The 22,011-nt window shown below is 73.4% G+C and carries 17 protein-coding genes; 5 read left to right on the forward strand and 12 right to left on the reverse strand.

Annotated elements, in window-relative coordinates; all coding sequences use genetic code 11:
- Window positions 1-33 precede the first annotated feature (33 nt).
- Both ACZ5ON_RS12670 and ACZ5ON_RS12675 read right to left on the reverse strand, forming a co-directional pair.
- The gene (locus ACZ5ON_RS12670; protein ID WP_465589861.1) at window positions 34-1,434 is read right to left on the reverse strand and encodes a dipeptidase; all 1,401 of its coding nucleotides are present in this window, start codon (window positions 1,432-1,434) and stop codon (window positions 34-36) included.
- Window positions 1,431-2,198 carry a PadR family transcriptional regulator gene (locus ACZ5ON_RS12675; protein ID WP_465589864.1) on the reverse strand — a complete coding sequence of 256 codons (768 nt, stop codon included), beginning with the start codon at window positions 2,196-2,198 and terminating at the stop codon, window positions 1,431-1,433. The genes ACZ5ON_RS12670 and ACZ5ON_RS12675 overlap by 4 nt, the downstream gene beginning before the upstream one ends.
- A 59-nt stretch (window positions 2,199-2,257) precedes the next feature.
- Between ACZ5ON_RS12675 and ACZ5ON_RS12680 the strand changes: the two genes are divergently transcribed.
- Window positions 2,258-3,256: an endonuclease/exonuclease/phosphatase family protein gene (locus ACZ5ON_RS12680; protein WP_465589867.1), complete on the forward strand. Its 999-nt coding sequence runs from the start codon at window positions 2,258-2,260 to the stop codon at window positions 3,254-3,256.
- A 21-nt stretch (window positions 3,257-3,277) separates the two neighbouring features.
- Here ACZ5ON_RS12680 and ACZ5ON_RS12685 read toward each other — a convergent pair whose 3' ends face one another.
- The 4 genes from ACZ5ON_RS12685 to ACZ5ON_RS12700 all read right to left on the reverse strand — a co-directional run bounded on the left by ACZ5ON_RS12685 (window position 3,278) and on the right by ACZ5ON_RS12700 (window position 11,749).
- Complete coding sequence (locus tag ACZ5ON_RS12685) at window positions 3,278-4,465, reverse strand: PP2C family protein-serine/threonine phosphatase (RefSeq protein WP_465589870.1); 1,188 nt, start codon at window positions 4,463-4,465, stop codon at window positions 3,278-3,280.
- Window positions 4,466-4,656: 191 nt separating this feature from the next.
- Window positions 4,657-7,857: a UvrD-helicase domain-containing protein gene (locus ACZ5ON_RS12690; RefSeq protein WP_465589873.1), complete on the reverse strand. Its 3,201-nt coding sequence runs from the start codon at window positions 7,855-7,857 to the stop codon at window positions 4,657-4,659.
- A 114-nt stretch (window positions 7,858-7,971) separates the two neighbouring features.
- Window positions 7,972-11,277 (reverse strand): ATP-dependent helicase, encoded by a 3,306-nt coding sequence (locus tag ACZ5ON_RS12695; RefSeq protein ID WP_465589876.1) that lies wholly within the window; start codon window positions 11,275-11,277, stop codon window positions 7,972-7,974.
- Between the two features lie 145 nt (window positions 11,278-11,422).
- The gene (locus tag ACZ5ON_RS12700) at window positions 11,423-11,749 is read right to left on the reverse strand and encodes an MGMT family protein (protein WP_344638349.1); all 327 of its coding nucleotides are present in this window, start codon (window positions 11,747-11,749) and stop codon (window positions 11,423-11,425) included.
- Window positions 11,750-11,895: 146 nt separating this feature from the next.
- Here ACZ5ON_RS12700 and ACZ5ON_RS12705 point away from each other — a divergent pair, with 146 nt between their 5' ends.
- On the forward strand, window positions 11,896-14,532 hold the full coding sequence (locus tag ACZ5ON_RS12705; RefSeq protein WP_465589880.1) for a flippase-like domain-containing protein: 2,637 nt from the start codon (window positions 11,896-11,898) through the stop codon (window positions 14,530-14,532).
- A 114-nt stretch (window positions 14,533-14,646) separates the two neighbouring features.
- Here the strand turns inward: ACZ5ON_RS12705 and moeZ are convergent, their stop codons facing one another.
- The 5 genes from moeZ to ACZ5ON_RS12730 form a co-directional block, all read right to left on the reverse strand.
- Window positions 14,647-15,825 (reverse strand): adenylyltransferase/sulfurtransferase MoeZ, encoded by a 1,179-nt coding sequence (moeZ, locus tag ACZ5ON_RS12710; RefSeq protein WP_465589884.1) that lies wholly within the window; start codon window positions 15,823-15,825, stop codon window positions 14,647-14,649.
- Window positions 15,826-16,006: 181 nt separating this feature from the next.
- Window positions 16,007-16,969 (reverse strand): NAD-dependent epimerase/dehydratase family protein, encoded by a 963-nt coding sequence (locus tag ACZ5ON_RS12715; protein ID WP_465589887.1) that lies wholly within the window; start codon window positions 16,967-16,969, stop codon window positions 16,007-16,009.
- A 107-nt stretch (window positions 16,970-17,076) separates the two neighbouring features.
- Window positions 17,077-17,511 carry a hypothetical protein gene (locus ACZ5ON_RS12720; RefSeq protein ID WP_465589892.1) on the reverse strand — a complete coding sequence of 145 codons (435 nt, stop codon included), beginning with the start codon at window positions 17,509-17,511 and terminating at the stop codon, window positions 17,077-17,079.
- Window positions 17,511-17,660 (reverse strand): hypothetical protein, encoded by a 150-nt coding sequence (locus ACZ5ON_RS12725; RefSeq protein ID WP_465589895.1) that lies wholly within the window; start codon window positions 17,658-17,660, stop codon window positions 17,511-17,513. The genes ACZ5ON_RS12720 and ACZ5ON_RS12725 overlap by 1 nt, the downstream gene beginning before the upstream one ends.
- 505 nt (window positions 17,661-18,165) lie before the next feature.
- The gene (locus tag ACZ5ON_RS12730; protein WP_465589898.1) at window positions 18,166-19,074 is read right to left on the reverse strand and encodes an alpha/beta fold hydrolase; all 909 of its coding nucleotides are present in this window, start codon (window positions 19,072-19,074) and stop codon (window positions 18,166-18,168) included.
- A 268-nt stretch (window positions 19,075-19,342) separates the two neighbouring features.
- On the opposite strand from ACZ5ON_RS12730, the gene ACZ5ON_RS12735 reads away from it, so the two are divergent.
- From ACZ5ON_RS12735 to ACZ5ON_RS12745, 3 genes are all read left to right on the forward strand, one after another.
- The gene (locus ACZ5ON_RS12735; RefSeq protein ID WP_465589902.1) at window positions 19,343-19,999 is read left to right on the forward strand and encodes a TetR/AcrR family transcriptional regulator; all 657 of its coding nucleotides are present in this window, start codon (window positions 19,343-19,345) and stop codon (window positions 19,997-19,999) included.
- Between the two features lie 140 nt (window positions 20,000-20,139).
- Entirely contained in the window at window positions 20,140-20,367 is a 228-nt protein-coding gene (locus ACZ5ON_RS12740; protein ID WP_465589905.1) for a DUF3107 domain-containing protein, read from the forward strand.
- Between the two features lie 171 nt (window positions 20,368-20,538).
- A complete protein-coding gene (locus ACZ5ON_RS12745; protein ID WP_465589908.1) occupies window positions 20,539-20,814 on the forward strand; it encodes a hypothetical protein in 276 nt (91 codons plus the stop codon).
- Window positions 20,815-20,880: 66 nt separating this feature from the next.
- On the opposite strand, the gene ACZ5ON_RS12750 is transcribed toward ACZ5ON_RS12745, so the two are convergent.
- Window positions 20,881-21,609: a ferritin-like fold-containing protein gene (locus ACZ5ON_RS12750; RefSeq protein ID WP_465589913.1), complete on the reverse strand. Its 729-nt coding sequence runs from the start codon at window positions 21,607-21,609 to the stop codon at window positions 20,881-20,883.
- Between the last annotated feature and the right edge of the window lie 402 nt (window positions 21,610-22,011).

Consider the following 22,011-nt stretch of genomic DNA (forward strand, 5'->3'; position numbering starts at 1 on the left):
TTCTGGTTGTCAACTGCACGTGGTGATCGGCGCTCACGCCTGACGGAAGTTCTCGGCCAGGTCGTCCCAGAGGTAGGCGGCGGTCTCGACGCCCTTGGTCAGCAGGTCCAGCTCGACCTTCTCGTTGATCGAGTGCCAGCCGTCCGAGGGCACCGAGATGCCCACGAAGAGCACCGGCGCGCCGAGCACGTCCTGCAGGTCGGCGGCCGGGCCCGACCCGCCCTCGCGGGTGAAGAGGATCTTCTTCTCGAAGGCCCGCCCCATCGCCCGGGCCGCGGACTGCAGCGCCGGGTGGTCCAGCGGCGTCAGGCAGGGCCGGGTGGCGCCCGGGAAGACCAGCTCGTAGCGGATGCCCTCGGGCACCTGCGCGGCCACCCAGGAGCGGACGGCCTCGTGCACCTTCTCGACCTCCTGGCCCGCGACCAGCCGGAAGGAGAGCTTGAGGTGCGCCTCGGCCGGCACGATGGTCTTGCCGCCGGGGCCGGTGTAGCCGCCCCAGATGCCGTTGACCTCGGCGGTCGGCCGGGCCCAGACCCGCTCAAGGGTGGTGTAGCCCGCCTCGCCCTGGGTGCCGTACGACTTGGCGACCTTCAACCACTGCGCCTCGTCGAAGGGCAGCTCGGCGAAGAGCTCGCGCTCCCGCTCGGTCAGCTCGACGACGCCGTCGTAGAAGCCCGGGATCGCGACCCGGCGGTCGGCGTCGTGCAGGCCCGCGGCGAGCGAGGCGGCGACGTCGGCCGGGTTGGGGACGGCACCGCCGAAGGAGCCGGAGTGGATGTCGCTGTCCGGACCGTAGAGGTCGATCTGGGCGTCGGCCAGGCCGCGCATGCCCGTGCACAGGGTCGGGGTGTCCTCGGCCCACATGCCGGTGTCCGAGATGATCACCACATCGGCGGCCAGGCGCTCGGCCTCGCGGCGGACCAGGTTCGCGAAGTTCGGCGAACCGGACTCCTCCTCGCCCTCGATCAGCAGCTTGAGGTTGACGGCGGGGGCGGTACGGCCGGTGGCCGCCAGGTGCGCCCGGACACCCAGGGTGTGGAAGAAGACCTGTCCCTTGTCATCCGCCGCGCCACGGGCGAACAGCTGCCGGCCGACGATCGTCGGCTCGAAGGGCTCGGTCGCCCAGCCGTCCTCCTTGGCCGCGGGCTGCACGTCGTGGTGGCCGTACACCAGCACGGTGGGGGCGGACGGATCCCCGGACGGCCACTGAGCGAACACGGCCGGCAGCCCGTCGGTCTCCCAGACCTCCGCCACCGGGAACCCCGTCTCGGCCAGCTTCGCGGCCAGCCACTCGGCGGAGCGGCGGACCTCACCGGCCCGGCCCGGGTCGGCGGAGACGGACGGGATGCTCAGCCACTCGGAGAGGTCCTGCAGGAAGGCGGCCTGGTGCTGGTCAATGTAGGAGCGGACGGCGCTGTCCGGGGTTTTCGTCATACGGACGACTTTAGTTCGCCCGTGTGGGTGTCTGCCCGTGCCGTCCGCGCACCGGGCCCGTAACCTCCGTCACGCATCGGCCCTGGCCACCCCGGCCCGACCCGCTCGGCAACACGGACGGTCCCCTCCGCTTCGGCGCGTCCGGTGAGTCCGCTGCGGCTGATCAGGTCCGGCTGTGACGGCCGCCGGCCCGTCGGGGCCTCGGCGGGCGGAAGCTCTGGGCTCGTCCCCTCCGGGCGGCGCCGCGCCAGCCGCCTCTCGCAGTGGTCCAGCCAGCGGATCTCGGCCTCGGTCCGGAAGATCAGCTGCTCCAGCACCAGCAGCCGGCCCAGGTCCTCCCGACGATCCGCATCGCCGTCCAGCGCCGGATCCCTGAGCCGGGTGTAGTCCTGGAGCGCCTTCGTGCTGTGTCGGCGCTGCCCCTGGATGACGGCCGAGACGTCGACCCCCGGCACGGTGACCGCCATCGCCAGCTTGATCGCGAGTTCGTCGCGCGGCGGGTCGTTCCTGGGCACCGGCGTCTCGAACCAGTTGCGCAGTTCCGCGCGGCCGGCCTCGGTGACGGCGTGGAACAGGCGCCCCTCCGCGTCCGCACCCTGCGGCGCGACCAATCCGTCCCGCTCCAGGCGGCCCAGGGTGGTGTAGACCTGCCCGACGTTCAGCGGCCAGGTGGCGCCCGTGCGGGCCTCGAACTCGACCCGGAGCTGGTAGCCGTAGCGCGGCCCCTGGTCGAGCAGGGCGAGCAGGACGTGGCGGATGGACATGCCCGGTATGTGTACCGGGTATGCCCTGCCCACTCAAGCGCAGCCGGTACCGTCGTACGGTGAGCCAGCTGCGCATCGCCACCTTCAACCTGTTGCACGGTCAGCCCCTGGCCGCCGACGGCAGCCCGCTGCCCTATCCGTCCGAGGCCGCCGACCCGCTGCTCGAGGCCATCGCCGGACTGGACGCGGACGTGCTCGCCCTCCAGGAGGTCGACCGCTACCAGATGCGCTCCGGCCTGGTCGACCAGGCCGCCACCGCCGCCAAGGCGATGGGCGCCGCCGACTGGCGCTTCGCCGCCGCGCTGCACGGACGCCCGGCCCCGGTGGCCGGCTGGGTGCCCGACCCGTCCGTCCCCGGCCTCCAGGTGTACGGGCCCGGCGACATCGACACCGCCACCGACCTGCCCTCGTACGGCACGGCGCTGCTCACCCGGCTGCCGGTGCGGCACTGGCGGGCGCGCAGGTTCGCGCCCGCGCCGTTCGGACTGCCGCTGCGGGTCGCCGGGCGGCGCGGGTTGACGCCCGTACCGGACGAGCCGCGCGCCGCGGTGGCCGCCGTGCTGGAGGGCGAGCGGGGGCCGTTCACGGTGGTCGCCACCCATCTGTCCTTCGTGCCCGGCTGGAACATGGCCCAACTCGCGGGCATCCGGCGGTGGATCGCCGACCTGCCGAAGCCGTACCTGGTGCTCGGCGACTTCAACCTGATCGGCGCGATGCCCCGGACGGTGCTCGGCGGGGCCAGCGCACTGGATCTGAAGACCGCGCGGCAGTGGAGGTCGGAGCGGCCGCGACGGCGTGATCTGCGGGCGGCCCGCCGCCTGCGGGCGGCGCAGGCGATGCAACCGGGGGCGCGCCGGCGGCGGGTACGGGAGCCGCGGCCGCGCCTCCAGGGCTGGTACGACCTGGCGAGGACCCCGACCTACCCCTCGCACAACCCGGCCGTCCAGTTCGACCACGTCCTGGCGATCGGCGTCCCCCGCACCGCCGTCGGGCCGGCCTCGGCCCCCCGGGCGGCGGTCTCCGACCACCGGCCCCTGGTCGTCGAGGTCACGCTCTGAGGGTCCGTCCGCCCGCACCCGTCAGGCCGGGGCGGCCGCCTGGTGGCCCGGCTGGTGCGGGAGGTGATGGACGGTCGGCTCGTACTGCAGCAGGAGCATCGCCGCGTCGTCCCCCAGGGTGCGGCCGACGTGGCGCACGACGTCGTCGTGGATCCGGTCCAGGATCTCGACCGGGTCGCCGGAGGCGACCTGCGGAAGGCGTTCCGCGAGCGGGTAGAAGACGCCCCGGTGGTCGCGGGCCTCGATCACGCCGTCGGTGAAGAGCAGCACCCGGTCCCCGGGGTGCACCCGCACCCGGTGCACCGGCGGCCGGACGTCGGCCGGATCGAGCACCCCGAGCGGCGGCACGCTCTCCGCCGACTCCAGCGCCCTTACCGGCTCATCGGCCCGAAGTAGCAGTGGTGCCGGGTGGCCGCAGTTGACGATCTCCGCGACGCCGTCCGGGCCGACTCCGATCAGGACCAGGGTGACGAACTCCTCCTCGACCCCGGGGTGGTCGTTCTCGTGCAGGGCCCGGTCCAGGCTGACGGCCAGCCAGCCGGCCACCTTGGCCAGCTCGGGCTCCTGGTGGGCGGCCTCGCGGAACGCGCCGAGCACGGCGGCCGCCGTCTCCACCGCGTTGAGCCCCTTGCCCCGGACGTCGCCGACCACGGCCCGGACACCGTGCCGGGTGTTGACCACCTCGTAGAGGTCGCCGCCGATCCGGGCGTGGGCCGCCGCGGCCGCGTAGTGGACGGCGGCCCGCACGCTGCCGACCCGGTCGGGGACCGGACGCAGCAGTACCCGCCTGGCGATCTCGGCCACCACCTGGGCGTCGGCGAGGGCCTTCTCCTGCCGCAGCCGCAGGGTCGCGCTGACCCAGCCGATGCCGGCGACCAGTGCGATGGCGAAGACGGTGGCGGTGTGCACGGACTGGCCGAGCACATCGTTGTAGAGCGCCATCACGAAGGCCGCGAGCTCGGTGAACAGGCCGATCACCAGCGGGTACCACGTGCGTCTGCTGACCACGGCGGCCAGTGCGGGGACCGCGGTGATGGCCGGTTCGACCGTCACCGAGGAGTTGCTGAAGTAGTCGAGGGAGACCACCAGCAGCATGCCGATGAACGGCAGCGCCAGGGCGGTCTTCGGCCAGGTGCCGGTGACGGCTCCTGGAACGGCTCCCGGGACCGGCCCCGCGAGCCGCTCTCTGATCCATCCGGTCGCGCTCAACTTCGGTCTCTCCAGCGGAAGGTGGCCGGTGCCAGGGGACACCTGCGGTGATGACAGAGGGTCAGGGACTTCGTCCTCGTCGGCGGCCGGAGCACTGGGGTTGACCGGTTACCGACCTCACAATAGGCGTGAAAAGTGCACAGCGCACAGGTTTCGTGCGATCCTGTGACGACTTGGATGCTCTGCGTGACTCATTCTTCACTATTCCCGATCAGGAGCTCGGTCAACTCTTTTCGGCCGGGAAGTCCTGACGGTCTTACGACACGACCGCTGCGGACATAGAGGAACGAAGCCGTGACCTGCTCGGGCTCGACCCCCATCTGCTCCGCCCAGGCCAGCCGGTAGATGGCGAGCTGCAGCGGATCGGCCGTCTGGTCCCGGTGCGTCTTCCAGTCCACCACCTCGTACCGCGACACGCCCGGTGACCCTGTGCCACCGTCACGCTCCCGGTACACCGCGTCGATCCGGCCGCGCACCACCCGCCCCGCGAGCACCAGCTGGAACGGAGCTTCGACCCGGTACGGCGTCCGGTCCGCGTACGGGCTGCGCAGGAAGGCCTCCTTGAGCCGCTCGAGGTCGCGCTCGTCCTCGATCCCGTCGTCGTCCACGCCGGGCAGGGCGCCGGGTTCGATCAGCATGAGCGGCTCGATCCGGGACTGCACCCAGGCGTGGAACCGGGTGCCCCGGCGGGCGGCGGGCTGCGGCGGCCGGGGCATCGGGCGGGCCAACTCGCGGGCGAAGCCGTCCGGATCGGCAGCCAGGCGCATCAACTGGGAGGCCGACATCGAGGCCGGCAGCGGCACCTCGCGCACCGCGCGCCGGGAACGCTCCAACTCCCCCAGCAGCACGGTCAGATCACGGTCCCAGGAGGCCACCTGACGCTCCGCCTCGGGGCTCAACTTCTCGGGCTCGGGGGCGACTTCGCCGGCCAGACGGCGGTGCACCAGCTCGGCGACCCGGCGCCGGGCGGCCTGTGCGGCCTCATCCAGCGGCAGCGGCCACGGGGTCTCCACCGAGATGGCCAGCGCCGGATTCTCGGCATCAGGCAGCGGCGGCTCGGCCCACCGCTCGACCTCGCCGCAGCCCGGCTTCTCGCAGTGCGCCTTCAACTCCAGCAGGAAGCCCGACGGCCCGCGCCGCCGCTTCTGGCTGGGACCCCACCAGTGGCCCGAGGCGAGCAGCAGCGCGCGGGGCCGGGTGAACGCGACGTAGCCGAGCCGCAGTTCCTCGACGGCGGAGTGCTCGGCCATCGCCTTCTTGAAGATCCCGATCTCCTTGGGCGCCCACTTCCCGACCGAGGGCAGGGTGGCCGCGTCACCGCGCAGGGCGTGCGGAAGCACCTTCTTGGTGCTGGTCCAGCGTTCGCGCCCCTTGCTGCTCGGGAACGCGTCCTTCACCAGTCCGGGGACGGCGACCACGTCCCACTCCAGGCCCTTGGACTTGTGCGCGGTGAGCACCTTCACGGTGTCCTCACCGCCGGGCAGGCTGCTGTCCAGGCCGCGTTCGTACTCCTGGGAGGCCCGCAGGAAGGCCAGGAAGGCGGTCAGGCCCGGGTCGCCGTCCAGGTCCGCGAAGGAGGCGGCCACGTCCAGGAAGCCGTGCAGGGTCTCCCGGCGGCGCGCGGCCAGGGCGTGCGGGGAGGCGGCGAGCTCCACCTCGAGGCCGGTCACCGCCAGGACCCGGTGCAGCACGTCCATCAGCGGCTCGGCCAGCGTCCGGCGCAGCTCGCGGATCTCCTGAGCGAGCCGGGCGAAGCGCACCCTGGCCTCGGCGGAGAACGGCAGCTCGTCCGGCTGCTCGGCCTCCAGGAAGGTCTCCAGCGCGTCGGCCAGCGAGACCACCTCGGTCGGGTCGGTCTCGGCCACCGCGACGCTCAGCGCGTCCAGGCCCTCCGGGCGGGCGGTGCGGACGAGTTCGGCGGCCCGGCGGCCGAGCAGGGCGAGGTCGCGCGGGCCGATCCGCCAGCGCGGGCCGATCAGCAGCCGCACCAGCGCGGCGTTGGCCGTGGGGTCCTGCAGCACCTCGCAGACCGCGACCAGGTCGGCCACCTCGGGCAGCTGCAGCAGCCCACCGAGCCCGACCACCTCCACCGGCACCTCCCGGGCCACCAGTGCCGCGTGGATGTCCGCGAAGGACGCGCCGCTCCGGCAGAGCACGGCGATCCGCCCGGGCGCGGTGCCGGTGGCGACCAGGTGGGCGATGGAGTCGGCCAGCCAGTCGATCTCCTCGGCGTGGGTGGGCAGCAGGGCGCAGCGCACGAACCCGCTCTGCTCCTCCCCCGGCGCGGGGCGCAGCGCCTCGACGCCCCGGTGCATCGCGCGCAGCGGCGCGGCCAGCTCGTTGGCGAAGGCGAGCAGCCGCCCGCCGCTGCGGCGGTTCTCGCTGAGCGCGTACCGGGTGGCGGGGCTGCCGTCGTGGCGCGGGAAGTGGGCGGGGAAGTCGTCCAGGTTGGCGACGGACGCACCGCGCCAGCCGTAGATCGCCTGGCAGGGGTCGCCGACCGCGGTGACCGGGTGCCCACAGGCGGTGCGCGACTTGCCGAACAGGCCGGAGAGCATCAGCCGCTGGGCCACCGAGGTGTCCTGGTACTCGTCCAGCAGCACCACCCTGAACTGCGCCCGGAGCAGCTCGCCGACCTCGGGGCGCTGCTGCGCGAGCCGGGCGGAGGCGGCTATCTGGTCGCCGAAGTCCATCAGCCCGAGGGCCTGCTTGCGGCGGCGGTACTCCTCGACCAGCTGCAGCAGTTCCAGCCGGGCCCGGGCGGTCTGTGGGACGGCGCGCAGGTCGTCGTTGCTGAGCCTGGCGGTGGCGAGCTCGTCCAGCAGGTCCTGGTCGAAGGCGCGCAGCCCGGCGGGCTCGACCAGGTGCTCGGCCAGCTCGCCGTCGAGCGCGATCAGGTCGGCGACGAGCCCCGAGAAGGCGCCGGTCAGCGCCGGGTAGGGGCCGCGCGCGGAACGCAGCACCTTGGCGGCCAACTGGAAGCGGGTGGCGTCGGCGAGCAGACGGACGTCCGGCTCGATGCCGAGCCGCAGGCCGTGCTCCTTCAGCAGCCGGCCGGCGAAGGCGTGGTAGGTGGAGATCTCCGGCTCGCCCAGCACCTCCTCGTCGGCGTCCAGCACCCGGGCCCGGCGCAGCGCGTCCCGGACGCGTTCGGCCAGCTCGCCCGCCGCCTTGTTGGTGAAGGTGAGTCCCAGCACCTCCTCGGGCCGGACCGCACCCGAGCCGACCAGCCACACCACCCGGGCGGCCATCACCGTGGTCTTCCCCGACCCGGCCCCGGCCACGATCACGGCGGGCTCCAGAGGCGCGCCGATCGCCGCCATCTGCTCCCGGTTGAACGGGATGCCAAGCAGTTCCTTCAGCTGTTCTGGGTCACTGAGCACGGCACGCACGCACTCCAAGCTAACCGGTACCTCCGACAAACCGGTGTGCCTGCCGGAACGCGCGGTTTCCCGCGCCCCTGTCGATCGCCCGCCTGCCCCGAGGAGTCCCTGGCTCCGCCGGTCTCACTCGATCAGCTGGCGCCCGTCGCGCTGGGCCGAGCAGCTGCTGCGGAAGGCGCAGCGGGTGCAGCCGTCACTCGCCGTCGGCACGAAGCGCTCGGCGAGCACCCGTCCCGCCGCGTCCGCGAGCAGGTTCTCGATCCACGGCTCGCCGTCCGGCGCCCCCTGCTGCTGGACCTTGGGGGCCTCGGGGGCACCCTTGGCTGGCTCCCGCAGGTGTACCAGCTCGGCCCCGCCGGAGGTGGCGCCGGACTCGAACCCGGGCAGGTCGGCGAGCGCTCCGCCCCGGACGGCGAGCTGGTAGACGGCCAGCTGCTTGTGTTCGGGCAGCGACTTCTCGGTGGGGATCTGCTTGCCGGTCTTGAAGTCCACCACGTACGCGCGGCCGGCCGCGTCCCGCTCGACCCGGTCCATCGAGCCCCGGATCCGTACGTCGATCCCGCCGACCGGCAGGGTGAGGTCGAAGCCGTGCTCGGTGGCCACGGTGGTGCGGCCGCGTTCCAGGACGTGCCAGTGCAGGAAGCGTTCCAGGGCGGCGCGCGCCTGCTCCTTCTCCTGCTGGGACTTCCACGGCGCGTCGAAGGCCAGCGCGTCCCAGACCGTGTCCAGGCGCTCCATCAGCACCGCCAGGTCGGCCGGGGTGCGCCCCGAGCCGACCTCATCGGCCAGGGCGTGCACCACGTTGCCGAACCCCTGGGCGGCCGTGGTGGTCCCGGCGGCCTTGACGTCCTTGTCCAGGAACCACTGGAGCGCGCAGCTCTCCAACTGCTCCAGCCCGCTGCCGGAGAGCCGGACCGGTTCGGCCGCCTCCCGCAGCGGTTCGGCGGACTCGGAGCGGTCCAGCAGGCCCCACCAGCGGTCCGGGTGGGCGGCCGGGACCAGCGGCACCCCGTCCTCGTCCGCGGCGGCGGCCAGCACGGCCAGCCGCTCGGCGGCGGCCCGGCGCAGCCCGGGCTCCCGCGCCGGGTCGACGGTGACCGCCCGCAGCTCGGCGACCAGCGCGGACACGGACAGCGGGCGGCGCGGCCGGTGGGGCACGTCCTCGACGGCGACCTGCGGGGTGCGACTGCGCACCCGCCCGGTCCTCGGGTCGGTCTCCTCCCGGTACAGCTCGCGCAGGAAGCGGGAGGGTTCGTCGCCGTCCTCGGCGGGTGCCTTGACGGCGGTCACGACCAGCCGCTCCTTCGCCCGGGTCGCAGCGACGTAGAAGAGCCGGCGCTCCTCGCCGAGCAGGGCCGCCGGGGAGAGCGGTTCGGCGAGGCCGTCCCGGCCGATCCGGTCGGCCTCCAGCAGCGAGCCGCGGCGGCGCAGGTCCGGCCAGAGGCCGTCCTGGACCCCGGCGACCACGACCAGCCGCCACTCCAGTCCCTTGGACCGGTGGGCGGTCATCAGCCGCACCGCGTCCGGCCGGACGGTCCGGACGGTCAGGGTGTCGGCGGCGATGTCCTGGGCCTCCAGTTCGGCCAGGAAGTCCAGCGCGCCCCGGTGGCCCGCGACCTGTTCCTCGGCGCGGGCGGCGGTCTCGAACAGCGCGCACAGCGCGTCCAGGTCGCGGTCTGCGTTGCGGCCCGCCGCGCCGCCGCGCAGCGCGGCCCGCTCCAGCCGCTCGCGCCAGCGGCGGCCACCCTCCCACAGCTCCCACAGCGCCTCCTCGGCGCCGCCGCCACCGGCCAGCAGTTCCCGCACCTTGCGCAGCAGCGTGCCGAGGTCGCGGGCCCGTCGCGCGTACGCCGGGTCCATCGCGACCAGCCGCTCGGGCTCGGCCAGCGCTTCTCGGATCAGCTCCTCGGCGGAGCGTACGGCCCCGGGCCGCCCGCCCGCGTCCCCGTCGGTGTCCGCCGCCCGCAGCGCCTGCCGCTCCTCCTCGCGCAGGGCACGGCCCAGGCGCCGCAGGTCGGAGCCGTCCAGGCCGCCGAGCGGGCCGGTGAGCAGGGCGTGGGTGGTCTCGGCGGTGCACTCGTCCGCCGGGCGGGCGCAGACCCGCAGGGCGAGCAGCAGCGGGGCCACGGCCGGTTCGTCGCGCAGCGGCAGGTCGTCGCCGTCGATCTCCAGCGGGACCCCGGCCGCGCCGAGCGCCCGCCGTACGCCGGGTATGGAGCGCGCCCCGGCCCGGACCAGGACCGCCATCTCGCCCCACGGTATGCCGTCCTCCAGATGGGCGCGGCGCAGCAGATCGGCGATGCTGTCGAGTTCCGCCCCGGGGGTCGGGTAGGTGTACACCTCGACCCGGCCGCCCTCGCGGGAGGGCAGCAGCGCCCGGTGCTGGGCGAGCTTGTCCGCGGGCAGCCGGCCCATCGGCATCCGGCGGGTCAGCTCCCGGGTGGCGGCGAGCAGCACGGCGCCCGAGCGGCGGGACACTCGCAGCACCCTGACCTCGGCGGGGTGGCCGTCGGCCCGCGGGAAGGACTCGGGGAAGTCGAGGATGCCGTTGATGTCGGCACCGCGGAAGGCGTAGATCGACTGGTCCGGGTCGCCCACCGCGACCAGGTCCCGGCCGTCGCCCGCCAGCTGCCGCAGCAGCCGGACCTGGGAGGGGTCGGTGTCCTGGTACTCGTCCACGAAGACGACCTCGTACCGCTCGCGCAGCGACTTGCGCACCTCGGGCCGCTCGGCGAGCAGGACCGCGCGGTGCACCAGCTCGGCGTAGTCGAGCACGCCTCGCAGGTCCAGGACGTCCAGGTAGTCGGCGAGGAAGTGCGCGGCGGCGGCCCAGTCCGGACGCTGCACCCCGTCCGCGAAGCGGCTCAGCTCCGCCTCGCCGAGGCCGAGTTCGCGGCTGCGGGCGAGCACGGCCCGGACCTCGTCGGCGAAGCCGCGGGTGGTCAGGCAGGCGCGCAGGTCCAGCGGCCAGCTGATCCCTCCGACGCCCAGCCTGGCGTCCTCGGCATGGCCCGCCAGCAACTCGCGGACCATCACGTCCTGCTCCGGGCCGGAGAGCAGCCGCAGCGGCTCGGCGTACGCCTGAGGGTCCTGGTGGGAGCGGAGCAGCGCGTAGCAGAAGGAGTGGAAGGTGGTGGCCTGCGGGGCGAGAGCGCCGTTGCCGAGGCGACCGGTCATCCGGTCGCGCAGCTCCATCGCGGCCTTGCGGCTGAAGGTGAGGACCAGGATCTTCTCGGGGTCGGTGCCTCGCTCGATCCGCCGGACCACCGACTCCACCAGGGTCGTGGTCTTGCCCGTCCCCGGGCCGGCCAGCACCAGCAGCGGGCCGCCCGGGTGCTCGGCCACGGCTCGCTGGTACTCGTCCAGTACGGGCGGGGCGGGCTGGGCGAGGGGGCTGCGCACCAAGCGGAAAGGGGAGGTCACGAACATCCTGGGCAGATCGGACAGCGGGCGGGCCGCTCCGGCCCATGACCAACGAGCCTACGGTCCCCGGCCCGCAACCACGCAACGCCCCGGGGGCGCGGGGATCCGCGCGCGCAACCGGAAGCCGCCGGGTTCGTACTCCCGTGATCGGCTACCGTCCGTCCCAGCGGGCGCGGCGGAGGTCGACCCGCATCTCGCCGCCGACGGTGCGCAGCGGGGTGCCCTCCTCGCGGTAGTGGCCCAGCGCACGGTGCTCGTGTCCGGGCAGCGGCCGCCCGTCCGCCCGGATCACCCGCCACCAGGGCACCGCTCCGCCGTACAGTGCCATTACCCGCCCGACCTGCCGGGGCCCGCCCTGGCCGAGGTACTCGGCGACGTCGCCGTACGTCATCACCCGGCCCGCCGGGATGCGCTCGGTAAGGTCGAGGACCGACTCGGCGAAGGGCGGCAGACCACCCGCGTTCGTACTCTCCGTCATCGGGGTGATTCTTCCCCATCCGACCGATCGGAGGAATGCCACTCGCGCGGAGCCCGCCGCGCCCGATACTGCCCCTGTCCAGCGGTACCCCGCCGGGCATGCCACCATCTTCGGGGCGGTGAGTGGTGATACGAGGACAAGACCAGATGACCGGGACGGCAGGCGTGGACGTGGACAGGGGCTCCGAAGGACCCACCACCGGCCACTCCCGCGCAGCTTCGGGGAAGGTCCCGTCGCGACGACCGGCACCACAGAGACGGGTGTCGTTGATCAAGGGGGAGAAGCACGTGCGGGAGGGCGAGCCGAGGCGCAGCATGCTCGCCGTCGACGAGCCGCTGCTCGCTGCCCGCGCGCACCGCCCGTCCGACCTGATCCGGTTCCTCGCCGGGCTCGCGGGCATCGTGGCGCTCTTCCTGGTGGCCCGCTTCGCCATCTCGACCACCACGGGCCTGGAGAACGACATCTCCGTCAACGCCCACCGCATCCCGAGCGTGATGAGCACCATCGCCGCCCTGGTCTCCAGCGTGGCGGTGCTCGCCGTGCCGCTGGCCTTCGCGGTGGAACGGCTGATCAAACGCGACGGCCTACGGGTCGCCGACGGCGTGCTCGCCTCCGTGCTCTCCTACGGGGTCTCGCTCGGCGTGGACTGGTACGTCGCGGCCGGCGCCCCGATGGCGATCCGGGACGCGCTCACCCAGCTGCCGCCGGGCGGCGGGCAGACCCTGACCGACCCGGTGCACGGCTATCTGGCCCCGGTGATCGCCTACATGACGGCGGTCGGCATGTCGAGCCGCCCGCGCTGGCGGGTGGCGCTCTGGGTGGTGGTCGTCCTCAGTGGCCTGACCGAGCTGGTCAGCGGCTACACCACGCTGCTCTCACTGATCCTGACGGTGCTGATCGGCTGGTCCGTGGCGTACGGCACGCTGTACGCGATCGGCTCGCCGAACATCCGCCCCACCGGCCAGCACCTGCTGATCGGCCTGCGGAAGGTCGGCTTCGCGCCGGCGGGCGCGGTCCGGGCCCCCGACGCCCCCGGCGGCACCCGCCGCTACTACGTCCAGCAGCAGGACGGCCCGGAGCTGGACGTCCACATCATCGACCGCGAGCAGCAGGCCTCCGGCTTCTTCTACCGGGCCTGGCGGCGGCTGCGGCTGCGTTCGGTGGCCGTCCGGCGCAGCCCGCAGTCGCTGCGCCAGGCACTGGAGCAGGAGGCCCTGATCGCCTACGCGGCAGCCGCCTCCGGCGCGGTCTCGCCGCAGCTGGTGGCCACCTCGGAGCTCGGGCCGGACGCCGCGATCCTGGTCTACGAGAAGATCTCGGGGCCGACCCTGGACGAGCTGGCGGACGAGGAGATCACCGACCAGGTGATGGCCTCGCTCTGGGAGTCGGTCGGCGCGCTGCACGAGCGGCGGATCGCCCACCGCAGGCTCACCGGCGAGTCGATGCTGGTGGTGGACGGGAAGACCGGCTGCCTGGTGAACCTCTCCGGTGGGGACATCGCCGCCGGTGACCTGGCGCTGCGGATCGACGTCGCCCAGCTGGTCACCACCTTCGCGCTGCGGGTCGGCCCGGAGCGCACGGTAACCGTCGCCAACCGGGTGCTGGGTGCCGACAAGGTCGCCGCCGCGCTGCCGCTGCTCCAGCCGGTCGGGATGAGCCGCTCCACCAGGGTCGACCTGAAGCGGCTCACCAAGGAGCGCAAGGCCGCCGCCCAGGCGCTGGCGCTGGACCAGGTCGCGGCGGGCGAGCGGACGCAAGCACAGGCCGAGGAGGACATCGCGGCCGCGGGCGAGGACCTGCTGAGCCGGATCCGCGGCCAGATCCTGCAGATCGCGCCCGAGGCCCCGATGGCCCCGGCGAAGCTGGAGCGGCTCAAGCCGAAGACCCTGATCATGGTCATCGCGCTGACCTTCGCCGCGTACCTGGCGCTGACCACCATCCAGCCCGCGCAGCTCAAGCTCTCCCACATGAACTGGGTCTGGGCGGCGGTCGCGCTGGCCGCCGCCGCGACCAGCTACGGCGCCGCGGCGATGAGCCTGACCGGCTTCGTACCGGAGCGGCTGCCGTTCGGGCGGACGGTGGCCGCACAGCTGGCCGGGTCCTTCGTCAAGCTGGTGGCGCCGGCCGCGATCGGCGGCATCGCGTTGAACACCCGCTACCTGCAGAAGGCGGGTATCCGCCCGGGACAGGCGGTGGCGAGTGTCGGCGCCTCCCAGCTGGCCGGGCTCGGCGGGCACCTGCTGCTGCTGTTCAGCTTCGGCCTGGTCACCGGCACCCAGACCAGCGGCGATCTCGGCGCCTCACGGGCGGTGATCATCGGCGTGTTGACGGCCGCCGTGCTGGCGCTGGTGGTCGCGGCGGTGGCGCCGCTGCGGCGGTTCGTGGTGACCCGGGTCCGCTCGCTGTTCTTCGGCGTGGTCCCCCGGATGCTCGACCTGATGCAGACGCCACGCAAGCTGATCACCGGCTTCGGCGGCATCCTGCTGCTCACCCTGAGCTTCACCGCCTGCCTGAACGCCTCGATCCAGGCCTTCGGCGGGACGCTGAGCTTCTCGGTGGTGGCCGTGGTCTTCCTGACCGCCAACGCGGCCGGATCCGCGATCCCGACCCCGGGCGGAATCGGCCCGGTCGAGATCGCGCTGATCGGTGCCCTCACGGTGGCCGGCGTCTCCCCGACCGTCGCCACCCCGGCGGTCTTCCTCTACCGCCTGCTGACCTTCTGGCTGCCGGTGCTGCCGGGCTGGATCGCGTACAACGTCCTCCAGCGCAAGAACGCGCTCTGATCAACCGGCCGCCCCTGCGCACCGGCGGCGGCGCCGGGACCGCACGCCGGTGCCCCGCTGGGAGGCGGAGGGCGACTCCCCGGCTGCCCCTGGGAGTCGCCCTCCGCCGCCGGCTCAGTACGTCGGCTTGTGCGGCTCGATCTGGCTGACCCAGCCGATCACGCCGCCGCCCAGGTGGACCGCGTCGGCGAAGCCGGCCGACTTCAGCACTGCCAGCACCTCGGCCGAGCGGACACCGGTCTTGCAGTGCAGGACGATCTTCTTGTCCTGGGGCAGCGCCTCCAGCGCGGTGCCCATCAGGAACTCGCCCTTGGGGATCAGCCTGGCGCCCGGGATGTTGACGATCTCGTACTCGTTGACCTCGCGGACATCGATGATCTCGATGTTCTCGCCGCTGTCGATCCACTCCTTGAGCTGCTTGGAGGTGATCGTCGAACCGGCCGCGGCCTCCTGGGCCTCCTCCGAGACGACACCGCAGAAGGACTCGTAGTCGATCAGCTCGGTGACGGTCGGGTTCTCACCGCAGACGGCGCAGTTCGGGTCCTTGCGGACCTTGACCTGGCGGTAGGTCATCTCCAGGGCGTCGTAGATCATCAGGCGGCCGACCAGCGGGTCTCCGACGCCGGCGAGCAGCTTGATCGCCTCGGTGACCTGGATCGAACCGATGGACGCGCAGAGCACGCCCAGCACGCCGCCCTCGGCGCAGGACGGGACCATGCCCGGCGGCGGGGCCTCCGGGTAGAGGCAGCGGTAGCAGGGGCCGTGCTCGGCCCAGAAGACGCTGGCCTGGCCGTCGAACCGGTAGATGGAGCCCCAGACGTACGGCTTGCCGAGCAGCACCGCGGCGTCGTTCACCAGGTAGCGGGTGGCGAAGTTGTCCGTGCCGTCCACGATCAGGTCGTAGCCGGAGAAGATCTCCATGACGTTGTCGTTGTCGAGACGCTCGTCGTGGAGGATCACGTTGACGTACGGGTTGATCTCCTTGACCGAGTCCCGCGCCGACTCGCCCTTGGAGCGGCCGATGTCGGACTGGCCGTGGATGATCTGGCGCTGGAGGTTCGACTCGTCGACGACGTCGAACTCGACGATGCCGAGCGTGCCGACACCGGCCGCGGCCAGGTACATCAGGGCGGGCGAGCCGAGGCCACCGGCGCCGACGCACAGCACCTTGGCGTTCTTCAGCCGCTTCTGCCCGGCCATCCCGACATCCGGAATGATCAGGTGACGGGAGTACCGGCGGACCTCGTCAACGGTGAGCTCGGCGGCCGGCTCAACCAGGGGTGGCAGCGACACGTGGACTCCGATGGTCGTCAGTTCTGTACAGCTTTCGATTCCGCTTAAGCCAACAGTGTCATGCCGGGCCGCTATTCCGAGACAGCATGTCCGACTGGCGAGACGGGCACCGCCGGATGGTGGACCGGCTGCCGAGGGCCGGGCCTCGCCACCACCCTTGCCAGGCACGCCTTGTGCGCGGTCAGACCCGGCAGGCCGTCTCCAGCCAGATGTCGCCCAGGGACTCCTCCAGCGGCACCAGTGCCCGCCATCCGAGACGGTCCCTGGCGGTCCGCACATCGGCCTGCCGCCACTGCACCGGCTCCAGCACCGGACGGGCCTCCGCCGGCCGGTGCGGCTCGGCGGCCCGGTGGCCGGGGTCGGCCGCACTCTGGCTCGGCACCAGCACCTGGCGGGCATCCTCGTTGATGGAGCCCTCGAAACCAGCGGTCCTGACCAGCAGCTGGGCCGCGTCCCGGGCCCGGACCGCATGGCCGGTACCGACGTTGATCACGCCGGTGGCGGCCGAGACCGCCGCCGCCTGGATCGCCCTGGCGACGTCCCGGACATCCACGAAATCCCGGTATCCGGACAGGTCCGGCATCCGCACCTGCCGCTCGTCCTGCTCCAGCGCCCGGCGCAGCCCCTCGGCGAGCCGCCCGAACAGCGAGGCCGCCGGCGACCCCGGGCCGACCACGTCGAAGACCCGCAGCACCGCCGCGTCCAGCCCCGAGGAGACCACCAGCTCCGTCCCCGCGAGCTTGGACACCCCGTACGGGCCGACCGGCCGCGGCTCGGCGCCCTCCGGGATCGGCACGCCCGAGGGCATCGGACCGTACTCGGCCGCCGACCCGACGTGCACCAGCCTGGCAGGCTCCCGGCTGCGCCGGATCGCCTCGCACACGGTGGCGACCGCGAGGGTGTTCGCCCTGATCAGGGTCCGCGAGGAGCCGTAGGTGGCCCCGGCGCAGTTGATCACCACCTGCGGGACCACCGCGTCCAGGAACCTGGCCAGCGCCCCGGGGCTGCCCGCCGTCAGGTCGAAGCGGATGTCGGCCGAGTCGCGGCGGCCGAGCACGGTCACCTGGAGTTCGTCGTCGGCCATCAGACGGTCGGCGACCCGGCGGCCGATGAAACCGTCGGCTCCCAGCAGCAGCACCCTCATCGGGGGTGTCCTTCCACGACGCCGTCCCTCGCGGGCACGGCAGGTTACGGGTGTTAGGTCGGTCGAGTACGGACGAGGCCGGTTCAGAGCGGCGGAGCAGCCGGCCGCTACCCCCCGGGACGGCCGAGCACCGCCCGGGCGTAGGGCGGCAGCGGCACGGACACCCGACCCACTGCGGCGGCCGGCAGGCCCGCCCCGGCAGCGGGTCCCGGATCGAGCGCGGCCAGGACGGCGAGCGCCGCGGAGGAGAGCACGGCCAGCAACGCCGGGTGCAGACCGACCGCGACCGGCAGTACGGGACGCGTCCGGGCGCGGAAGGCGGCCGGCGCGCCTGCCGGGCCCAGCCCCGGCCCGGCCCCCTCCGAGCCGGCCGCGATGTCCAGCGGGTCGACCGTCTGCTCGCAGACGGACCGATAGCGCTCGGCCAGCTCCCGCACCGGGCCCCCCGACCGGCCCCGGACCGACGGGTGCTCCCGGCCGGCCGCCGCCCCCGGCCGCACCTGCGCCGCCGGGGGCGGTAACGGCTCCTCATCGCGGCCCATCAGGCCGCCTCCGGCAGCGCGCCCGGCTCCGCCGGGCCCGTCACCACCCGGATCCGGTCGAGGTCCGCGCCGCAGCGCCGCTGCCATCGCCGGCCGCACTCGCTGCCGGCGGTGAGCACGGCGGCTTGCCGGTACGTTTCCTCAGCCAACAGCCGATCGCACCGACCCTCCTCGGTACGCCGCGCGTCGGGACGGGTGCCCTCGGTGAGCGGAGCGACGCGCACGACAACCTCCAGAGCAGGGCGATCGGGACCGGACGGCTGCCGGCGGCAGGCCGGACCTGGACCCGTCGAGCCCGCCCCGCCGCGAGATCCGGTGCCCGGCGGCCCGGCGCTCGGCGGAAGCGCGACACTCCGGGAGGGCAGCACCCGCTACGGGCCCGGCACGCTCGACCGTTGGCCCGCGCAGCCGCCCCGCGGGGCACCGGCGGCTACTACTCCCCCACACCTGTTCGGTCCGACACCACGAAGGTAGAACCAGACCCCGGCCCCTCCTCGGTCAGCCGCCCGGTTGCCACCTGAACGAGTGAACCCACGTGACCTCCACCGGCGCAGCACGTCTCGACCCGGCAACCTGCCCCCGGGCGGTGCCCCACTCGCGCCGCCCCGGCCGGACGCGTCGCTCCCCGTGCCCCGCGGGTTCCGCGCCGCGCGGTCAGACCTCCGCGAGCAGCTCGCGGACCGCCCGCGCCACCGGCTCCGGGTGCTCCATCATCGCCACGTGCCCGGAGTCCGGCAGCACCAGCAGCCGCGCGTCGGCGAAGGCCGCGCAGGCCCGCCGCGCAGACCGGTACGAGACCAGCTTGTCCTTCAGCCCGTACACCAGCAGCACCGGCGCCTTCACCTGCTCGGCCTGCCGCCACAGCGCCTGGTCGCCGCGCTCGGTGTAGGCGGAGACGATCCCGCGTGCCGAGCCGACCGTCGCCTGCATCGCGTACGGGACGCCGAGCCGCCTCCGGTACTCGTTCACCGCGCGCTCCCGCCGCCCGGCCGGTACCGCGGCCGGGTCGCCGTAGACCAGGTCGAGGAAGCCGTCGGTGGCCTGCTCGGGGGTGCGGCGGCCGGCCGGGGTGCGCCGGAGCAGCGCGGGCACGCCGGGCACCGCGAGCAGGCCGGTCGGCCATGCGGTGCGCTGCGGCGGCAGCTCGGGCAGGGCGGGCGAGACCAGGGTGAGGCTGCGCACCAGGTCGGGACGGAGTGCCGCCAGCCGGACGGCCACCGCGCCACCGAGCGAGTTGCCGAACAGGTGCACCGGCCCGCGCCCGGACGCCTCCAGGTAGCCGATCACCGCCCGGACGTGACCGGAGACGGAGAGGTTGCCGTCCTGCGGCGGCCCGGAGCGGCCGAAGCCCGGCAGGTCCAGGGCCTCACCGGAGACCTGGTCGGCGAGGGCCGCCATGAGGTCGGTCCAGTTGTCGGCGGAGCCGCCCAGTCCGTGGACGAAGAGCGCGGGCGGCAGACCCGCGCTGTCGGGCGAGGGCCCGCTCACCGAGAGGACCGCCCCGGGAACGGCGACGGTACGGACCGGCGCGACCTCGGACCCAACCTGCTGCTCAGCGCTCATGGAGGACGATGGTAGGGGGATCGGATTATCCGGAACCAGGCCCCCACCCCCGCCGAACAGTTCCATCTCGCCCTCTGGACAGCGCGGCCCGGCGCCGTATTGTGGGCTCCCGTTGTGGGCGCCCGACAAGGCTTTCCTGCGCTTTTCTCGCCTGCACCAGGGGCAGATCCCATTACTCAAAAGTAGAATCAGTGACCTTGCCAGCTATACCCGGCACACCGTCCACGCGATGGGCGCGCTGCCGCAGACCGTCAAGTGAGGAGCGCCCGTGACGGCCATCCAGGAGGCGCAGGAGCGCCCGCGCGGTGCCCGCCTGCCGCGAAGCGCCCGCCGTGAACAACTGCTCGGTGCCGCGCAGGAGGTGTTCGTCGCCCAGGGCTACCACGCCGCGGCCATGGACGACATCGCCGACCGCGCCGGGGTCAGCAAGCCGGTGCTGTACCAGCACTTCCCGGGGAAGCTGGAGCTCTACCTCGCGCTGCTGGACAAGCACTGCGACGCCCTGGTGGAGGCCACCCGCCAGGCACTCTCCGCGACCACCGACAACAAGCAGCGGGTCGCCGCGACCATGGATGCGTACTTCAATTACGTCTCCAGTGAGTCCGGGGCGTTCCGGCTGGTCTTCGAGTCCGACCTGACGAACGAGCCGGCCGTGCGCGAGCGGGTCGAGCGGGCCTCGGACGCCAGCGCGACGCTGGTCAGCAAGGTGATCGCGGAGGACACCGACCTGCCGGAGGCGGAGTCCAAGCTGCTCGCCGCCGGAGTCTGCGGCCTGGCCCAGATCACCGCCCGCTACTGGCTCTCGCAGGGGCTGGAGATCCCCCGTGACGAGGCCGTCCGGCTGGTGGCCAGCCTGGCCTGGCGCGGCCTGAAGGGCTTCCCGATGCATCCGGGCGAGCAGACCAAGGAGGCGTCCGCCGGCTGAGCGGGCACCCGGGCGATCCCCGGACCTTCGGCCTGCGGCGGTGCCGGTGCTCTAAGGTGAAGCCGTACGGCGCGATCACCACGAACACACGTTCAAATGGCGCGCGCATGGATGGCTGCAACCCTGGAGGGAAGGAAGCCGTGGAGGTCAAGATCGGCGTGCAGAACGCGCCCCGCGAGATCGTTCTTGAGAGCTCGCAGTCTGCCGACGAGGTCGAGAGCGCGGTCGCCAAGGCACTGGAGGGCACCTCGAAGGTCTTCTCGCTGGCCGACGAGCACGGCCGCCGCATCATCGTCCCGGCCGACCGCCTGGCCTACGTCGAGATCGGCGAGCCGACCGCGCGCAAGGTCGGTTTCGGCACCGTCTGAGGCGGTCACCGCCGCAGGGTTCCACGGCGTTGCCCCGCTCCTCCTCGTGAGGGGCGGGGCAACGCCGTTTTCATCCGGTGCGCGTACCGCCGGCGGCGGCCGGGTATGGCCGAACCGGAACCCCGTGCGCACCTTGTGCCGCACGCCCCGATCGGCCCCGGGAGGCAACCCGTGCTCGTCGAGTCGTTCGCCTTCGCGCTCATCGGACTGGCCGTCGGGGCCGGGGCGCTGACCCTGCTGCCCGAGTACTTCCCGGCGCCACGGAGCCTGACGGTCGGCACCGGAGTGGTGGCGGCCCTGCTGTCCGGGCTGATCTCCCGGTTCACGCTCGACGCCGGGCTGCCCGCCGTGTCACTGGCGATCTCGGCGATCGGATCCGCCCTGCTGGTCTCGGTGCTGGCGCGCCCCGAGCTCGCCGCCGAACACGGCCGCCACCGCCACGCCTGAGCGGCCCGCGGCCCCGGCTCCGTGAAGACCGCTCCGCACCGCCCGGGGCCGCCGCGCCGCCCAGGTTCAGGAGGCGAGCCCCAGGGCGGCCATCCGCCTGGTGTGGGCCTCGGTGATCCGGGTGAACATCTTGCCGACCTCGACCAGGTCGAAGCCCTGCACCTGCGCGCCGCCGACCAGCAGGTTGGAGAGCGCGTCCCGCTCGGCCACCACCCGCTGCGCCTGGCTGAGCGCCTCGCCCATCAGCCGCCGGCCCCAGAGCGCCAGCCGCCCACCGACCCGGCCGTCCGCCTCGATCGCCTGCCGCACCCGGTCCACGGCGAACTGCGCGTACCCGGTGTCCGCCATCACCCGCAGCACCAGCTCGCGGGTGTCGTCGTCCAGCCGGACCGCCACCTCGCGGTAGAAGTCGCTGGCGATCGAGTCGCCGACGTACGCCTTGACCAGGCCCTCCAGCCAGTCCGAGGGGGCCGTCATCCGATGGAAGGACTCCAGCGGCTCGACGAAGGGGCTCATCACCTCGGTCGGGTCCGCACCGATCTCCACCAGGCGGTCGTGCAGCAGCTGGTAGTGCTGGAACTCGGCGGACGCCATCCTGGCCAGCGCGGCCTTGTCGGCGAGGCCGGGGGCGAACTTGGCGTCCTCGGCGAGCCGCTCGAAGGCGCTCAGCTCGCCGTACGCGAGCGCGCCGAGCAGGTCGAGCACGGCCGCCCGGTAGCCCGGGTCCGCCGCGCAGGTCGTCCAGTCCCCGATCGAACCGATCGGGTGCTCGGCCCCGGGTTCCTGAGTCTCCATCAGTCCTCGCTTCTCGATGCCCCGTTGTACAGTCGGGACTCTGCCACAGCGCGGCGGCCCGGGCCCGGCCGCCGAGAGCCCGCGTCGGTCGGGCGATCCGGCGACACCCGGCCCACCAGGGGCACAGTCACGGCTCGCCACCCTAGACCGGCCGACCCCCGCCGCCGGACACCGCCGACCAGCACGGCTGCCGCGTTAGCCGCGTCACGTGTTCGAGTGGTCGCCGGACTGTATGGTTGGTGGCGAGGCTTGGTGTATTCGCGCGGTCCGCCACCCACGGCAGGCCGCGCAGACGTACTCCGTGCGGCACCGAGCACTCACGTACGCGGATGCCCGGTCGGAGAGCCGATCGGCTCCGACCTTGGCTTGGACTTCAAGCCTTGGCACCGCATCAGTGGCCGA

Source organism: Kitasatospora sp. NPDC032150 (assembly GCF_055579945.1).